General features: G+C 38.8%; 15 protein-coding genes. 5 read left to right on the top strand and 10 right to left on the bottom strand.

Translation table 11 applies throughout. The features are described 5' to 3' along the window. Positions 1-99 precede the first annotated feature (99 nt). The 4 genes from ribF (at position 100) to pssA (ending at position 6,472) form a co-directional block, all read left to right on the top strand. The gene (gene ribF, locus EV693_RS09225; protein ID WP_132502077.1) at positions 100-1,101 is read left to right on the top strand and encodes a bifunctional riboflavin kinase/FAD synthetase; all 1,002 of its coding nucleotides are present in this window, start codon (positions 100-102) and stop codon (positions 1,099-1,101) included. 25 nt (positions 1,102-1,126) lie between these two features. Continuing rightward, positions 1,127-2,029 carry an HrgA protein gene (locus EV693_RS09220; protein ID WP_132502076.1) on the top strand — a complete coding sequence of 301 codons (903 nt, stop codon included), beginning with the start codon at positions 1,127-1,129 and terminating at the stop codon, positions 2,027-2,029. Between the two features lie 29 nt (positions 2,030-2,058). Continuing rightward, on the top strand, positions 2,059-4,872 hold the full coding sequence (ileS, locus tag EV693_RS09215) for an isoleucine--tRNA ligase (RefSeq protein ID WP_132502075.1): 2,814 nt from the start codon (positions 2,059-2,061) through the stop codon (positions 4,870-4,872). Between the two features lie 238 nt (positions 4,873-5,110). Then, complete coding sequence (gene pssA, locus EV693_RS09210; protein WP_132502074.1) at positions 5,111-6,472, top strand: CDP-diacylglycerol--serine O-phosphatidyltransferase; 1,362 nt, start codon at positions 5,111-5,113, stop codon at positions 6,470-6,472. Between the two features lie 108 nt (positions 6,473-6,580). Here pssA and metE read toward each other — a convergent pair whose 3' ends face one another. The 3 genes from metE to EV693_RS09195 all read right to left on the bottom strand — a co-directional run bounded on the left by metE (position 6,581) and on the right by EV693_RS09195 (position 10,077). After that, a complete protein-coding gene (metE, locus tag EV693_RS09205; protein ID WP_132502073.1) occupies positions 6,581-8,851 on the bottom strand; it encodes a 5-methyltetrahydropteroyltriglutamate--homocysteine S-methyltransferase in 2,271 nt (756 codons plus the stop codon). Between the two features lie 246 nt (positions 8,852-9,097). Next, positions 9,098-9,736 carry a thiol:disulfide interchange protein DsbA gene (gene dsbA / locus EV693_RS09200; RefSeq protein WP_132502072.1) on the bottom strand — a complete coding sequence of 213 codons (639 nt, stop codon included), beginning with the start codon at positions 9,734-9,736 and terminating at the stop codon, positions 9,098-9,100. A gap of 71 nt (positions 9,737-9,807) precedes the next feature. After that, entirely contained in the window at positions 9,808-10,077 is a 270-nt protein-coding gene (locus EV693_RS09195; RefSeq protein ID WP_132502071.1) for a DUF1040 family protein, read from the bottom strand. Between the two features lie 96 nt (positions 10,078-10,173). Here EV693_RS09195 and mobA point away from each other — a divergent pair, with 96 nt between their 5' ends. Next, the gene (gene mobA / locus EV693_RS09190; protein WP_132502070.1) at positions 10,174-11,259 is read left to right on the top strand and encodes a molybdenum cofactor guanylyltransferase MobA; all 1,086 of its coding nucleotides are present in this window, start codon (positions 10,174-10,176) and stop codon (positions 11,257-11,259) included. Here mobA and msrA read toward each other — a convergent pair. The 7 genes from msrA to EV693_RS09155 form a co-directional block, all read right to left on the bottom strand. Continuing rightward, positions 11,253-11,759 carry a peptide-methionine (S)-S-oxide reductase MsrA gene (msrA, locus tag EV693_RS09185; protein ID WP_132502069.1) on the bottom strand — a complete coding sequence of 169 codons (507 nt, stop codon included), beginning with the start codon at positions 11,757-11,759 and terminating at the stop codon, positions 11,253-11,255. The two genes, mobA and msrA, sit on opposite strands and share 7 nt — an antisense overlap. A 67-nt stretch (positions 11,760-11,826) precedes the next feature. Continuing rightward, a complete protein-coding gene (gene yczE / locus EV693_RS09180; RefSeq protein ID WP_132502068.1) occupies positions 11,827-12,510 on the bottom strand; it encodes a membrane protein YczE in 684 nt (227 codons plus the stop codon). Continuing rightward, complete coding sequence (locus EV693_RS09175; protein WP_132502067.1) at positions 12,503-13,714, bottom strand: lipoprotein-releasing ABC transporter permease subunit; 1,212 nt, start codon at positions 13,712-13,714, stop codon at positions 12,503-12,505. Before EV693_RS09175 ends, yczE begins: the two co-directional genes overlap by 8 nt. A gap of 135 nt (positions 13,715-13,849) precedes the next feature. Beyond that, on the bottom strand, positions 13,850-14,590 hold the full coding sequence (locus tag EV693_RS09170) for an NYN domain-containing protein (protein ID WP_132502066.1): 741 nt from the start codon (positions 14,588-14,590) through the stop codon (positions 13,850-13,852). A 113-nt stretch (positions 14,591-14,703) separates the two neighbouring features. Further along, positions 14,704-15,309, bottom strand: a complete 606-nt coding sequence (recR, locus tag EV693_RS09165) for a recombination mediator RecR (protein WP_132502065.1) — start codon at positions 15,307-15,309, stop codon at positions 14,704-14,706. A gap of 81 nt (positions 15,310-15,390) precedes the next feature. Next, positions 15,391-15,720 carry a YbaB/EbfC family nucleoid-associated protein gene (locus EV693_RS09160; protein WP_132502064.1) on the bottom strand — a complete coding sequence of 110 codons (330 nt, stop codon included), beginning with the start codon at positions 15,718-15,720 and terminating at the stop codon, positions 15,391-15,393. A 134-nt stretch (positions 15,721-15,854) separates the two neighbouring features. Further along, on the bottom strand, positions 15,855-16,349 hold the full coding sequence (locus EV693_RS09155) for a SprT family zinc-dependent metalloprotease (RefSeq protein ID WP_132502078.1): 495 nt from the start codon (positions 16,347-16,349) through the stop codon (positions 15,855-15,857). Positions 16,350-16,591: the final 242 nt, after the last annotated feature.

The raw sequence follows: 16,591 nt of genomic DNA, 5'->3' as shown, positions 1-16,591 counted from the left end.
ATTTCTTCTATCTAATGAGTAAAGCTAGATGAAGTATCCCTTTATATTTCCTGTCCTTATCCGTATAATATGAAAAAATTTCCCTTAAAAAATAATCAGATGCAGCTAATTCGTGGATTTTATAATATTGCCAATACACTAGACTTAAAAGATGGTTGTGTGCTGTCTATTGGAAATTTTGACGGTGTGCATCGAGGGCATCAGGCAATTTTGGAGCGTCTTTGTGATAAATCGGCAGAAGTCGGTCTGCCGTCTGTAGTGTTGCTATTTGAACCACAACCCAAAGAATTCTTTGCTCGGAAAATAGCAAAATCCCAGCAAGTTATAAAAAGTCCTGAGGAATTGACCGCTTTTATCCCCGCTCGCTTAATGCTTCTGCGAGATAAATTTTTTGCTCTTGAACAGGCTGGGGTGGATTTTGTGCTATGCGTACGCTTTAATGAGAAATTTGCTTCTCTTTCAGCGAGTGAATTTATTAGCGATTTATTAGTAAGACAACTGAGGGTACGTTATTTGAGTGTTGGTGATGACTTCCGTTTTGGAGCAGGGCGTGCTGGCAATTTTGAATTGCTTCGTAATGCAGGACTAAAATATCGCTTTGCAGTAGAAGATAGTCAAACTTTGAGTTATGCCAGCCAACGAGTGAGTAGTTCTTTGATTCGTGAAGCTTTACAAAATGATGAATTGCATCTTGCCAAACAGCTACTTGGTAGAGCTTATTCAATTTGTGGACGAGTCGTTCACGGCAATAAATTAGGTAGAACAATCGGTTTTCCAACAGCGAATATTATGTTGAACCGTCTTGTTATACCGTTACAAGGTGTGTATGCAGTTCAAGTGAAAACAACTTATGGGCTATTTAATGGCATTGCTAATGTAGGCAACCGTCCTACAATTAATGGCATAAAACCGCTACTAGAAGTGCATATTTTTGATTTTAATCAGGCTATTTATGGTACAGCGATTGAGGTCATTTTTCATCATAAAATCCGTTCGGAAATTAGATTTCCCAGTTTTGAAGATTTAAAATGCCAAATTGAAAAGGATTGTGAACAAGCGGTGAGATTCTTTAACAGTTTTACAAAAATTAGTGGGATTTGACAGCTTATTATTTGGAAGAAGTAAAATGAAAAATTTGTCTAAAGCAGAAAAAATAGTACTTTTCCTAAAGAATAATTTGGGTAAAAAATTTACCACTCGGCAAATTGTTGATCATTTAATTTCAACTTATCCTGAAGATTATACAGAAAAAAGAAAGCTATATAAAGATGAGAAAATATTTATTAGCCAATTAAATGCAGAAAATGGTTGGGCTCATTTAAAACCTATTCATCATCTTATTTCTCATGAAAAAGATCCAATTACTAAAAAATTTGTTTATTGGTATCGTGAAAATATGCAACAAATGATAGTAGAAAATACGGAGAATTTTGCAAAGGAATACTTTAAAATTAAAGAGCAAGAACTTTATCCTGTACTAATTAAGTATTTAAGTAAGAAATTGGATCTTTATTGCTTGAGAATTGATGAAAAAACATCATCAAACACGAATGGGCGGGGAGCAAATAAATGGTTACACCCTGACGTGGTCGCAATGAAAGCGATTGATCAGCATTGGGAAAGTTCTGTTAAAGATTGTATGAAACAGAGTTCTAGCCAAAATGTGAAACTATTTTCTTTTGAAGTGAAAAAAGAATTAGTTGCAGGAAATTTACGAGAAAGTTTTTTCCAAACCGTGAGTAACTCAAGTTGGGCAAATGAAGGCTATTTAGTTGCGGTCAATATTTCAAAAAATTGTTACAATGAATTACAAGTTTTATCTTCTTTACATGGTATCGGCGTTATTTTATTAGACCTAAATAGTGCATTAGAAAGTAAAATTCTATTCCCCGCTAGACATAAATTTGATGTGGATTGGCAATCAGTAAACCGAATTGTAAATATAAATAAAGATTTCAGAGAGTATATTGATTACGTTTCAATTTATTATCGTACTGGTAAAATTATTGAACAGAATTGGAATAAATAAAAATATTAAATTTAATAATGGAAAATAAAATGACAGACTACAAGAACACTTTAAACTTGCCTGAAACGGGCTTTCCTATGCGAGGGGATTTGGCAAAACGGGAGCCAACAATGTTAAAAAATTGGTATGAGAAAAATCTCTATCAAAAAGTGCGGGAAGCATCAAAGGGGAAGAAATCCTTTATTTTGCACGACGGTCCTCCTTATGCGAATGGTAATTTACATTTAGGGCATGCAGTTAATAAGATTTTGAAAGATATTATTATGAAATCTAAAACGGCATTAGGATTTGATACGCCGTATGTACCAGGGTGGGATTGCCACGGTTTACCGATAGAATTAAAAGTTGAAAGTATTGTGGGGAAGCCAAATGAGAAAATATCTGCTGCAGCGTTTCGCCAAGCCTGCCGTGATTATGCAAAGGAGCAGGTTGAAGGGCAGAAAACGGATTTCATTCGTATGGGGATCTTAGGGGACTGGGATAATCCTTATCTGACGATGAACTTTGAAACAGAAGCTCATATTATTCGTACTCTGGGCAAAGTTATTGCAAATGGACATCTTTACAAAGGCTCAAAACCAGTTCATTGGTGTTTAGATTGTGCTTCTTCTTTGGCTGAAGCGGAGGTGGAATATGAAGATAAGGTTTCACCATCAATCTATGTGCGTTTTAAGGCGGTTGATCAAGCGGTTGTTGAAGAGAAATTTAAGGCAGTTGCTCTGGGAAATGGTGAAATTTCTGCAGTGATTTGGACAACGACACCTTGGACCCTACCTTCCAATAAAGCCATTTCAATTAACCCTGATTTTGACTATCAATTAATCCAATTTGGTGAAGAACGTCTTATTTTAGCGAAAGATCTGGTTGAAAGCGTGCAGAACGCGGTTGAAATCGAAAATATTGAGGTGTTAGGTGAGGTGAATGGTGCAGATTTGGAGTTCATTCAATTCCAACACCCATTCTATGATTATAGTGTGCCGTTGATCTTAGGTGATCACGTTACTGCTGATGGTGGCACAGGGCTCGTTCATACTGCACCAGATCACGGTCAAGACGACTTTATCGTATCGAAAAAATACAATATCGAAATGGCAGGGCTTGTGGCAAATGATGGCAGATTTAAGGCTGATGTGCCGTTTTTCGCAGGGAAAGGTGTATTTGAAGCAAATGATCTAGTGCTTGAAAAATTAAAAGAGACAGGGACGTTGCTCAAACTGGCTCGGATTAAGCATAGCTATCCACACTGCTGGCGTCATAAAACACCTATCATTTTCCGAGCTACGCCACAGTGGTTTATTGGTATGGATACACAAGGTTTGCGTCAGCAAGCACTTAGGGAAATTAAATCAGTGCGTTGGATTCCAAATTGGGGTGAGGCTCGTATTGATACGATGGTTGAAAACCGTCCAGATTGGTGTATTTCTCGCCAGCGTACTTGGGGGGTACCAATGGCGATGTTTGTACATAAGGATACAGAAGAACTACACCCACGCACCCTTGAGATTTTAGAAGACGTTGCAAAACGTGTTGAAAAAGCAGGCATTCAAGCGTGGTGGGATCTTGATCCTAGTGATCTGCTTGGTGAGGACGCAGCGTTTTATCGCAAAGTACCAGATACCTTAGATGTATGGTTTGACTCGGGGTCCACTTATGCTTCAGTGGTAGAAGCTCGTCCTGAATTTAATGGGCAATCTGCCGATATGTATCTTGAAGGTTCAGATCAGCATCGTGGTTGGTTTATGTCGTCGTTAATGCTTTCCACTGCGACTCATGGAAAAGCTCCTTATAGGCAAGTCTTGACACACGGTTTTACTGTTGATGAGAAAGGACGAAAAATGTCTAAATCCATTGGTAATGTGATTTTGCCAAATGAAGTATGGAATAGAAACGGTGCAGATATTTTACGTTTATGGGTGGCTTCAACGGATTACACAGGGGAAATTGCGGTATCGCACAATATTTTAAATAGTGCTGGCGATACCTATCGCCGTATTCGTAATACCTCTCGCTTTTTGCTAGCGAATTTGAATGGTTTTGATCCAAAACGTGATACAGTGAAACCTGAAGAGATGATTGCTCTTGATCGCTGGGCAGTAAGTTGTGCTTTAGAAGCACAGAATGAAATTAAAGAAGCTTACGACAATTATCAATTCCATTCAGTAGTACAGCGTTTAATGCGTTTCTGCTCAATTGAGATGGGATCGTTTTACCTTGATATTATCAAAGATCGTCAATATACCACCAAAGCAGATAGTCTCGCTCGCCGTAGTTGTCAGACGGCATTATGGCACATTAGTGAAGCACTGGTACGTTGGATTGCACCAATTCTTTCTTTCACTGCAGATGAAATTTGGGGGCATTTACCACAGTTGGAAAATCGTGCAGAGTTTGTTTTTACTGAAGAATTTTACACAGGATTATTCAGCTTGAATGCAGGTGATAAACTTGATGATAGTTACTGGCAACAGTTGCTAAAAGTGCGTTCGGAAGTAAATCGTGTATTAGAGCAAGCTCGTAACGATAAGTTGATTGGATCGGCTTTGGAGGCAAAAGTAACGGTTTATGCAAATGATACACTTCGACCGCTGTTAGAGCAGCTTGGTAATGAGCTTCGCTTTGTGTTGATTACATCGTCTGTGCAAGTTAAACCACTGGCTGATGCAGACCTTGCTGAAGGTGAATTAGCTGGCTTAGCGGTAAAAGTTGAGCGTGCTGAAGGTGAAAAATGCCCTCGCTGTTGGCATTTCTCAACCGATATTGGTTCTCACTCAGTACATAACACCATTTGTGGGCGTTGTGTTGAAAATGTGGCTGGTGAAGGTGAACAACGTTCATTTGCGTAATAAATATTTGCAGGCGTATTAGTTTGTCAATATTCTTGCTCAATCCTAGTTGATTAAGCGGTGTGGTTTTGCAAAAATTTTACAAAATCACACCGCTTGTTTGACAAAGGGGAGGGGCGTGGTATTTTGTGAATATAAATAACCTTCCTCTGAAAATCTGCGGAAGCCTGCATTTGCAGAAACTCCCCACTCCTTCTTTTCTAAGAGCGTTAAGAGGAGGCAATAATGAGGCAACAAAATGCTAATTTTAGGTAAACAACATCGAGCGAAAAAATATTTAAAAAAGCTATGCTATATCCCGCAAGAAGCGGAAAAAATTAACTTCTTAAGTAATAGTCGAGCGTTTAAAGATCGCATTTTACAGCTCATAGAAAATGCAAAAAAACGCATTTATTTGACGGCTTTATATTTTGAAAAAGATGAAGCAGGTCAAGAGATTTTAGATGCACTTTACAAGGTAAAACAAGAAAAACCGAATCTTGAGATTGCTATTTTAGTTGATTGGCATAGAGCTCAACGTGGACGAATAGGAGAGAAATCTTCACTTTCAAATGCGGATTGGTACACGCAATTTCGCCAACAATATGCCTTACCAACAGATAATGATATTGCTGTGTATGGTGTTCCCATTAATGGGCGTGAGCTATTTGGTGTATTGCACCTCAAAGGGTTTATATTTGATGATACAGTCCTTTATAGTGGAGCAAGTATCAATAATATCTATCTGCAGCAGTTTGATCGTTATCGCTACGACCGCTATCAGGAGATAGAAAACCCAGTGATGGCAGAGAGTATGGTTCAGTTATTGAAACAAATTGTTATAGCCAATCCTGCTGTCAATCGTTTAGACCAACCAAAACCCAAAACATCAGATATTCGATTGTTCATTAGGGCTTTCCGCAGGCAGCTGATGCAAGAGACTTATCGTTTTCAAGGACAAGAGCAGAGTGAGAGTTTGAGTTTACTGCCTATCTTGGGGCTTGGACGTAAAAATCGTCTAAACAAAACAATTGAGGCACTTTTTTACCAAGTTCATAATAAACTAACGATTTGCACTCCCTATTTTAATTTTCCTCGTTCGCTACAAAAACGCCTAATATGGCTACTAGCGAATGGTAAAAATATTGAAATTATTGTGGGTGATAAAACTGCAAACGATTTCTACGCACCACCAGAAGAACATTTTACATTAGCATCTGCTCTACCCTATCTTTATGAGAAAAATTTACGTCGCTTTGCTAAATATTTTGATCATTATTTACAAAATGGTCAATTGAAAATCAGGATTTGGAAAGATGGCAGCAATAGTTACCATTTAAAAGGCGTGTGGGTAGATAACCGTTATATTTTATTAACGGGCAATAACCTAAACCCTAGGGCTTGGGGATTAGATGCAGAAAATGCCATACTTATTTCCGATCCCAAAGCCGATTTATCAGAAAAAGTAAACAAAGAACTCAATCAAATTCGTGTACATACTCAGCTGCTAACGCATTACAGCGATTTAGAACAATTAAAAGACTACCCAGATAAGGTTAAGAGATTACTAAAGAAATTTGGACGAGTAAAATTAGATAAAATTGTGAAGATGTTGTTATAACTAAGAGGAAAATGACGGTATAAATAATAATTTTAAAATTATATCTTACCCAAGTGATAAAAAGCCAGCTTCCGCTGGCTTTCTTGTGCGATGGATAATATGGTGCGATTAAACAAATTCTGAACGTAACTTTTTAGTCACATTCATCATCGCTTTAAGTTGTGCGATGGTTTCTGTCCAGCCACGTGTTTTTAAACCACAGTCTGGGTTTACCCATAAACGTTCTTTTGGTACCACGTTTAACGCTTTGCGAAGAAGATGTTCAATTTCCTCTTCGGTAGGTACACGTGGGCTATGAATATCATACACACCTGGTCCAATATCGTTTGGATATTTGAAATCACCAAAGGCGGTTAGTAGCTCCATATCTGAACGAGAGGTTTCAATAGTAATCACGTCAGCATCAAGTGCTGCAATCGCTGGCAGAATATCGTTGAACTCCGAATAACACATATGAGTGTGAATTTGGGTATCATCTTGACAGCCCATTGAGCTTAAACGGAATGCTTCGCCTGCCCATTGTAAATAAGCGTCCCAGTCTGCACGTTTAAGTGGCAAGCCTTCACGAATTGCAGGTTCATCAATTTGAATCACTTTAATACCTGCTTTTTCAAGATCGAGTACTTCATCAGAAAGTGCAACGGCAATTTGTTTACATACTGTTGAACGTGGAATATCGTTACGCACGAATGACCATTGTAGAATGGTAACTGGGCCTGTGAGCATTCCTTTCATCACACGGTTAGTTAAACTTGCCGCATATTGCGACCAGCGTACGGTCATTGGTTCTGGGCGTGTAACATCACCATAAATGACAGGTGGTTTCACACAACGTGAACCGTAGCTTTGTACCCAACCAAATTTGGTAAACGCAAAACCGTCTAGTAATTCGCCAAAATATTCCACCATATCGTTACGTTCTGCTTCACCGTGAACTAATACGTCAAGGTCAAGTTCTTCTTGGCGACGAACCACATATTCAATCTCTTTTTTCATTGCTGCTTCATAGTCCGCAAGGCTTAAGTCGCCTTTTTTGAATGCAGCACGAGCTTGGCGGATTTCGCTGGTTTGAGGGAATGAACCAATATTTGTGGTCGGTAGAAGCGGTAAGTTGAGCCACGCATTTTGCAATTTAATACGCTCTGCAAATGGGGATTTACGTTGATCTGCACCTGCTGGTAAGTTAGCTAGGCGATCTGCAACTTCCGCTTTATGGATAACGGTAGATTCTGCACGAGTTTTTGCTGCTCGTTCACTTTCAGAGAGTTGGGCTGCGACCGCATCACGTCCGTTATTCAATGCTTGTTTTAAGACACTAAGCTCTTTAACTTTTTGTAAGGTAAAGGCTAACCAACTATAAAGATCAGGATTTTTCGCTTGTAACTGCGTTTCAACAGATAAATCATAAGGTGTATGGAGTAATGAGCAGCTTGGTGCAATCCATAAATTTTCACCTAATTTCGCTTTGAGCGGCTCGACCACATCAAGTACGTTATTTAAATTTGCACGCCAAATATTACGACCTTCAATGACGCCAGCTGAAAGCACTTTGCTATAATTTTCAAATGCAGCGAGTTGTTCTGGTGCACGCACTAAATCAAGGTGTAAACCATCTACAGGGAGTGCCTTTAATAGCTCTGCGTGTTCAGCCACTGATCCAAAGTAAGTGGCTAATAAGAGTTTCGCATTCACTTTTGCAAGCTCTGCATACACTGTTTTATAGGCTTCAAGCCATTCTGCTGGTAAATCTAAGGTTAGAGCTGGCTCATCAATTTGAATCCACTCAGCACCTTCTGCTGCCAATGCATTAAGAATATCAACATAAACAGGTACAAGTTTATTGAGTAGGTCAAAACGATTAAACGCTTCGCCCTTTTCTTTTCCTAACCATAGGAATGTTAATGGGCCAACAACCACAGGTTTGACGGTGTGTCCTGCGGCTTTCGCTTCACGAATTTGATTCACATAATGTGCTGGATTGGCTTTAAATTCAGTATTTTTTTGGAATTCTGGCACGAGGTAGTGGTAATTGGTATCGAACCATTTAGTCATTTCGATCGCAAATTGTTCTTTATTACCACGAGCCAGTTGGAAATATTGATCTAACGTGAGATTTTGGCTATCAAAGCCGAAACGAGCAGGGATTGCACCTGTAGCTACTTGGAGATCTAAAATGTGATCGTAGAAAGTGAAATCACCGACTGCCACAAAGTCAGCATTTGCTTCTGCTTGATGCTTCCAATTTTTTTCACGCAATGCTTTGGCTAAATCTAACAAATCTTGTTCAGCAATTTCTTTACGCCAATAACGCTCTTGGGCAAATTTTAATTCACGCTTTGCCCCTACTCGTGGAAAACCTAAAATATGTAATGTTGTCATAGCTTGCTCCTAATTTTGCAAAATTTTCTCTATTTTTGACCGCTTATATTTGTTATTTAGATGTATAGACGTCTAAAACTACACAAACCACATAATGCAAGAGTTTTAAATATGATGCAACTTCATAATTTTCAACTTGGCTATGAAAATTATTCATAACCCTTTCTCTCTACCTTCCTTCTATTTTGAAAGCTCAAAACAATGGGTAGAAATTTAAGAGAAAAGGAAAATTTACAATCTAAACAACTATTTTTTAATAAGAAATAAGACCGTATCTATATAACGCTGAACGAATTCTTGAGTAGATTTAGAATCTGAAAACCCTTCAACATTTAACTGGTACTGCTCATTTACAAAGAAAGAAGGCACACCACGCACTTTAAACGCTTCAGCAGCTTGGTGTTGTTTATTTACAAGTGCATTAACGGCAAAGCTGTGAATTCCGCTGTCAAATTGTTCAGCTGATACGCCATTGGCAAGGAAAATTGTTCGAATGTCATCAATAGATTGAATGTGATTATTTCTAGCATTCTCAAACAAAGGTACTTTAACGTTATCTTCTACCCCTAATGCCATCGCCAATGCCCACGCTCGAGTCAGCTCTTTTGATTGTCGCCCCAAAAAATCAACGTGATATTGTTTTAACACAGCCCCTTGAGGGAGTGCTTTTTTCACTTGATTTGGAATTTGGTGAACCAGTTCAAAATCATAACAATGTGGACAATAGAATGAAAAAAACTCCAACACTTCTTTTTGAGTCGAAGGAACTTGGCGGATTTCTAAGTATTCTTTGCCTAAAGCAGGCGTGTGTGCGGTGGCAGTAGCATTAAATGTAAACAGTGTAGAAAGTGCGACGAAAGTGGTTTTTAATACCAATTTTTTCATAGATTTCTCCAAAAAATAAAAATCAAAAATAAAATAGTCGGTGAAAAGCGGAAATCGCCATTAGGACAGCATTAATCAGTTAAAATTCCACGAGCTTTTAGCAATGCTGTCTTGAAGTCGTCCTCATAATCTTTTTTAATGCCTGGTATTACTTCATCTTTTGCTTTCCCACGCATTTTAAGTTGGTAAATTAAGGCTTCATCACGCAAGGCGTCAAGGTTATTGGGTTCACCTACTTCAGCGGCAATTTTGTACAGCAAATCCAGTAAATGGAGGTCAGGTTCTTTACGCCAATGCTCACCGAGCAGCTCCAAAACTTCTTCTAAACGTTTGCATTTCATTGTAAATCCTAAAAAATTTGTAGATAAAGTGCGAGAAATCATATACTTTCTAATCACTATTTGCAAAGCAAGTAAATCAAAAGTGGGACGGAAAAAATGATAAAAATGAATGCAGTGATTTTAGCAGGCGGATTGGCTCGACGATTAAATGGGCTTGAGAAAGGGTTGCAGCCCATTGCAGGTCAGCCACTGCTCTCTCATATCATCACTCGCCTTTCACCACAAGTGAGTGAAATTTTATTGAATATCAACCGCTCTCAAGCGGAATATGAACGACTTTATCCAAATTTAACTCACTATGCTGATGAACTGACTGGTTTTCAAGGTCCATTAAGCGGTATGCTAACAGGGCTGCGTGTTGCCAAAAGTGAGTATGTGTTATTTGTGCCGTGTGATAGTCCATTTTTACCTCATAATTTAGCCGAAAAATTGTATCGTGCATTAAACATTAATCAAACCGCCATCGCCTATGCTCACGATGGCGAGCGTCCCCACCCTACATTTGCACTTATTCATCGTGATGTTGCTCAAGCATTAGACGCTTATTTGAACTGTGGCGAACGGCGTTTATTGGCATTTTTTCAATCGCAAAAAAGTATTGCTGTGGATTTTTCTGACCAACCTGAGGCTTTCCAAAATCTAAATACGCCAGCAGATTTTCAGTCAAATTTGCAAAGATTGAAAAGAACGGCACCGCTTGTTCTCGCTATCACTGGATACAGCGGCGCTGGCAAAACTACGCTGTTGGAAAAACTTATTCCGCTTTTGGTTAAAGCAGGATTGAAAGTCGGATTAATCAAGCATTCTCACCACAATTTGGATATTGATAAGGCGGGTAAAGACAGTTATCGATTACGAATGGCTGGCACCAACCCAACGGTGGTCGCTTGCGATAATCGCTGGGCATTGATGGTGGAAACGCAAATGCCAATTTCTTTTGATAATTTATTAGAAAAATTTCATCACTATTCGTTGGATCTCGTACTAGTCGAAGGTTTTAAGCACGAGTCGTTACCTAAAATTCAACTACACCGTCAAGGACTAGATAAGCCCTTGCCTGAATTGGATAGCTACACACTTGCCACAGCGACTGACTATATGCTAGAAAGAGAGAATCTGCTCGATCTAAACAACCTTGAGCAAATTTGCCATTTTATTTTAGATTATGTCAAAAACTATTGATTGGCCAAAATATCATTCATAAGTTGAATATCAATATGGCAATAACCAGTTGGATTTTTATCTAAATAATCCTGATGATATTCCTCCGCTGGGAAATAATGTTCTAAAGGCATATTTTCAACGGCGAGTGGTTGTGAGTAGTGTTGTTGTAAATTAGCAAGAGCTTGGTCAATAATAGGTTTATCTTGAGGATCAACATAGTAAATTCCTGTGCGATATTGAACACCTCTATCTTCGCCTTGCTGATTGATACTCAGAGGATCAATAATTTTGAAATAGTAGTCCAACAACGTCATCAGCGAAAGTTGGTCAGCATCAAAGGTTACTTTAACCACCTCAGCGTGTCCGCTGCCACTGCACACGTCTTGATAACTTGGATTGAGATGGCTGCCATTCGCATAACCTGATTCTGCATCAATCACGCCACGAATACGCTGCATAAATGCTTCGGTTCCCCAAAAGCAGCCCCCGGCCAAATAAATTTGTTTAACATTCTGCATATCTTTTCCTTACTTTACCTATTTTTATTTAATAGCAAATCAATTACTACAAATGCAAATTTTTACCCTATTCGAACCGCTTGTAATACCAGTGAAGATACCTTGCTGTAAATTGTATAACCCAGCCCACACATAAGGCAAATGCCACGGTACTGATGCCTACTGTGCCACCAAATAAAAAGCCCAAGAAACAAACGCTGATCTCAATGCAGGTACGCACTAAAGCAATTTTCCAACCGAACTTCTGACAAAGCCCAACCATTAACCCATCACGAGGACCTGCCCCCAATTTACAAGATAGATAAAAAGTGGTACTTACGCCAAACAACAAAATCCCACCTGTCATATAGATTATACGAGTAACCAACATATCAGGCGATGGAAAGTATCGCACTGTAAAATCAATTGAGAAAGCGATAATCAGAATATTCAATATTGTCCCTAACCCAAACCGTAGTTTAAGAGGAATCCATAACAGTAAAACAACAATGCTGACTAACGCAACAACAATGCCAATAGAAGCACCTGTTTGCAATGCAATGCCTTGAGAAAATACCGTCCAAGGGCTAGAACCTAAGTTCGCTAGCACTAACACCCCTTCCCCTACTCCCATTAGTGTCATCGCCACACAGATAACACAAAGTGTCGGAAAACTGAAATGCCACTGATGTTTTGCTGCCCAAGGCATTGATGGAATAGGCGACTTGGTAGAATCTGATGGTTTTGCTAAATGAGAAGATGAATTATTCATATCGTAACGCTTGAGCAGGATTAACTTTTGCCGCTTGATAGGCTGGGTAAAGTGTGCAGATGAGCGAAAGCCCAATCGACATTAGCATAACCAACCCTACTTGAGAAAATGCAATATCTGTCGGTAGGGTAATGTTAATCAGATTAACAAAGCTTAGAATATCCGCTAAATAATAGGTAATAAGCACCCCAATTCCGCCACCAAGCACTGCACTTATCACACCAACAAGTGCCCCTTGAATAATAAAAATTTGCATAACTTGTTTTTTCATTAGCCCCTGCGTTTGTAAAATCGCAATTTCACCTTGTTTATCAACCACCATTAAGCTCAACGAGGTTACAATATTTGACACCGCAACAATAATAATTAGGCTGATTAACAGCCCCATCATATTTTTTTCCATACGAACCGCTTGGAAAAATTCACCTTTTTGTTCACGCCAATCGCTTATTTTCCAATGTTCACGAGGAAAATAATTTGATAATTCAGCCACTTGAAAGGGATCTTTTAAGAATAACCTTACGCCTTGTACTTGTTCTGGTTTTATCCTTAACAGCCGACCCACATCAGCTAAATGAGCAAATAGCGTATGCCCATCAGATTGTGCAGCATGATGAGAGGTATAAATACCTGAAATAGTGAATAGTCGTTGTATAGGTACTCGTCCAAACGGTGTGTATTGGCTATTTTCGGTGATCATCAAGCGAAGTTGATCGCCCACTTTTACGTTTAATTGCTCCGCCAGTGATGAGCCTATCAATAGATTAAATTCCCCCTTTGGCAATGCCTGTGTAAAATTTTGCACACTTGCCAATAGTTTATCATCGCTCGGCTCACTCACACCAATTAATACCCCAGCATTCAGTCCTTTTTGGCTTTGGATCACAACCTTTGCGAGATTAATCTCTGTAGAATGTTCTACAAATGGCGGCAGTGAGAACGGTAAAAAATCCATCTGTGCTTCTGCTTTGTCTCTTGCTTGCAAATGTCCCTTAAGGGGCGAAATAATGGCGTGTGGTAAACTAGAAAGCAAATTGCTTTTTTGCATATTTTCAAGTCCATTCATCACCGACATTACAATAATTAGAGCCATCACGCCAAGAATAATACCAAGAGTGGCCAGTGTAGTCACCACTCGCCCAAATCGGTCGCCACTTTTCGCTCTCCAATAACGCAGTGCGATAAACAAAGAAGTTAAATTCATTATTCCGCTCAATCAAAAAAAGATACGAGAGTTTAGGCTGAACTCGCTTACTTTGCAAAAAAATTATGCGTTAGCGACTGTATTCGTTTAAATTTTACCAATACTCTCTATTTTCCTAATAATGAATGAGATAAATTAAAAATTCGGTTTGAGACAGGGTTCTTTGGAGGTATTTCTTCTTACCTTAAAATAACCTGAATTGACCGCCCATTGTGTGAGCGTTTTATGGTTTTTCTTTGCAGAAACAATAAAGTTTTTATCTAAATACCCTTGAAAGCAGGATAAACGAACAAAACCCGTTGAATCAACATATTTCTTGCATTTCAAAAAAGCGTTCTGAATCATCTTCTGTTCAGCGGTCAATTTGGGCGAAATAGGCACTAGAGCAATAGAGGCTGGAGAAACAAGCGGTTGAATTTTTTCATTTTTTTGCAATTCGACCGTGCCACTTTCATCAGGAAGATGAAAGAAATGATCACACAGCTCTTGATAGATTAGATTAGGCGAAATTTTACCGAAGCCAATCACTCTTTTTTCTGCTAACTTTAATCGTTGTAATAATGAGCTGAAATCACTATCGCTCGAAAGAATAGCAAATACATCAATGTTCTGTGTATATAATATATCCATCGCATCAATGCTTAAAAAAATATCGCTGCTATTCTTTTGTTTCTTACAAATGAAATGATGGGCAATTTTGATATTATGTTTTAGGCAAGCCGCCTTCCACGCCTCAAGTTTTAAGTTACCTTGAGAAAAATACCCATAGGCACGTTTAATTATAATATTCCCAAATACATTTAAACGCTTAATTACCACATCTAAAATCGGCAACACACCATTTTCAGCATCAATCAATAACGCAATTTTCTGCATACCTCCTCCTATTATTGGGAAAGTATGCCTAAAGTGGTAACGATTTGGTGATATTGATTGTTAATTTTTCGATCAAGATCGCAAATTTTTCTACAATACAAGTAAGGGAATAACTACAACTCCAACACTCGACGCCCTGCAAAAGAATGTGATAAGGTGGTGCCATCAACGGTTTCTAATTCACCGCCAACGGGAATGCCGTGAGCAATACGAGTAACCTTAATATTATACTCGACACACATTTCAGCAATATAGTTTGCGGTCGCATCGCCTTCAATGGTTGGATTAGTGGCTAAAATAACTTCGTGAAAAGATTCATTTTCAAGGCGTTGTTGCAGCAAATCCAAGCCGATTTCACGAGGTCCAATCCCATCTAAAGGGGATAAATGTCCCATCAAGACGAAATAACGTCCCGAAAATTGCCCTGTTTGTTCAATTGCTTGAATATCCGCAGGCATCTCGACAATACATAATTGCCCACTCATTTGGCGGCGGTAATTTTGACACACGGCACACTCTGCCTCTTCGGTAAATGTTCGACAGGATTGGCAATGTCCGATATGAGTCATCGCCTCGTGTAACGCTTTAGCAAGGTTTATACCACCTTTACGATTTCGCTGGAGCAGATGAAATGCCATACGTTGAGCAGATTTAGGTCCAACACTGGGTAAGACCCTTAAGGCTTCAATTAAATCTTCAAGTAAAGGGCTTGTTTGCATATTTAATAACTCAATTGAGTGAAAAAAGAAAAGTTAAACCGCCATCGCAATTTAACTTTCAAATAATCCATTTAAACCATATTAAAATGGCATTTTCATACCTGGTGGCAACTGCATGCCTGCGGTAACGCTTGCCATTTTTTCCTTTTGCAACTCATCAGCACGACGAGCCGCATCATTAAAGGCCGCAGCGATCAGATCTTCTAACATTTCTTTGTCATCTTCCATCAATGACGGATCAATTTCCACACGACGACAGTTATGTGCACCATTAATGGTAATTTTAACCAAACCCGCTCCTGATTCTCCAGTAACTTCAAGCTGTGCAATTTCCTCTTGCATTTTTTGCATACGTTCTTGCATTTGCTGAGCTTGCTTCATTAAATTGCCTAAACCACCTTTCCCAAACATAGATAATCCTCATTTATAATAAAAAGTGACATCATTCTACTGAAGCGATTGGCTCCACGCAAGCTACGATAATAATTTACAAAATTTTTATTTTTTTATATACATCTATTTTATAAAGAAAATCCAACCTAATTTTAGGGATTGATTGTAGGGTTGTGGTATAGCGGTGTTTTGCAGTGTCGGCAAATATAGTAGCGGTTTGTTTGTTGGGTAAAATTGTGCTGGCGTTGTGATAAAGTGTGTAAGCGACATTGGCAACGATAAGGTATTCTGGCTTCTTGCACATTCGTTGTATCAAAACGGTGATAAATATCGGCAGGCACTCCGAATACGTTTTGCATTAACTGTTTCCATTCTTTTCCGTGAGGGGCGACACGTCCGAATTGCTGAAAAACAATGATGTGTGCTAATTCGTGAGGGACGACTTGTCGAATAAATTTAGTGCCATTTTCTGCCAATAGGGTAGGGTTAAACCTAATTTCATTCTTCTGTAAGTACGCAACACCTGCTTTTAAACCTCTTACGTTATAGCTAACTGTTGGGGGAATAAAAGTTTTCTGAAAATACTGATTAGCGTTGTCCAAATTCCGTTTTAATTGGCGTTGGACCTGCATTTTTAATTCTCGTATCACTTTGGTTTTTCATTTAAACAACAAGCAATATTTTTTGATAAAAATACCGCTGGTTGTTAGGTTAAATGGTAGATATTAGCTAAAATAAGCCCCTAGATCATCACTTCCTAGGATAACGGTAATATACTCAGACCTCCGATTCTCGATCGGGTTTCCATGCATTCATTACAAAGGTATCTTTTGACCAGTCATATCCTTAAAAGACATTATTTTATTTTCTCCTATTTGTTGTTAAATTG

Origin of the sequence: Nicoletella semolina, from assembly GCF_004345745.1 — a bacterium.
Taxonomy (GTDB): Bacteria; Pseudomonadota; Gammaproteobacteria; order Enterobacterales; family Pasteurellaceae; genus Nicoletella; species Nicoletella semolina.
Note: the sequence above shows the minus strand (reverse complement) of the source record. Positions and strands in the feature narration are given on the sequence as shown.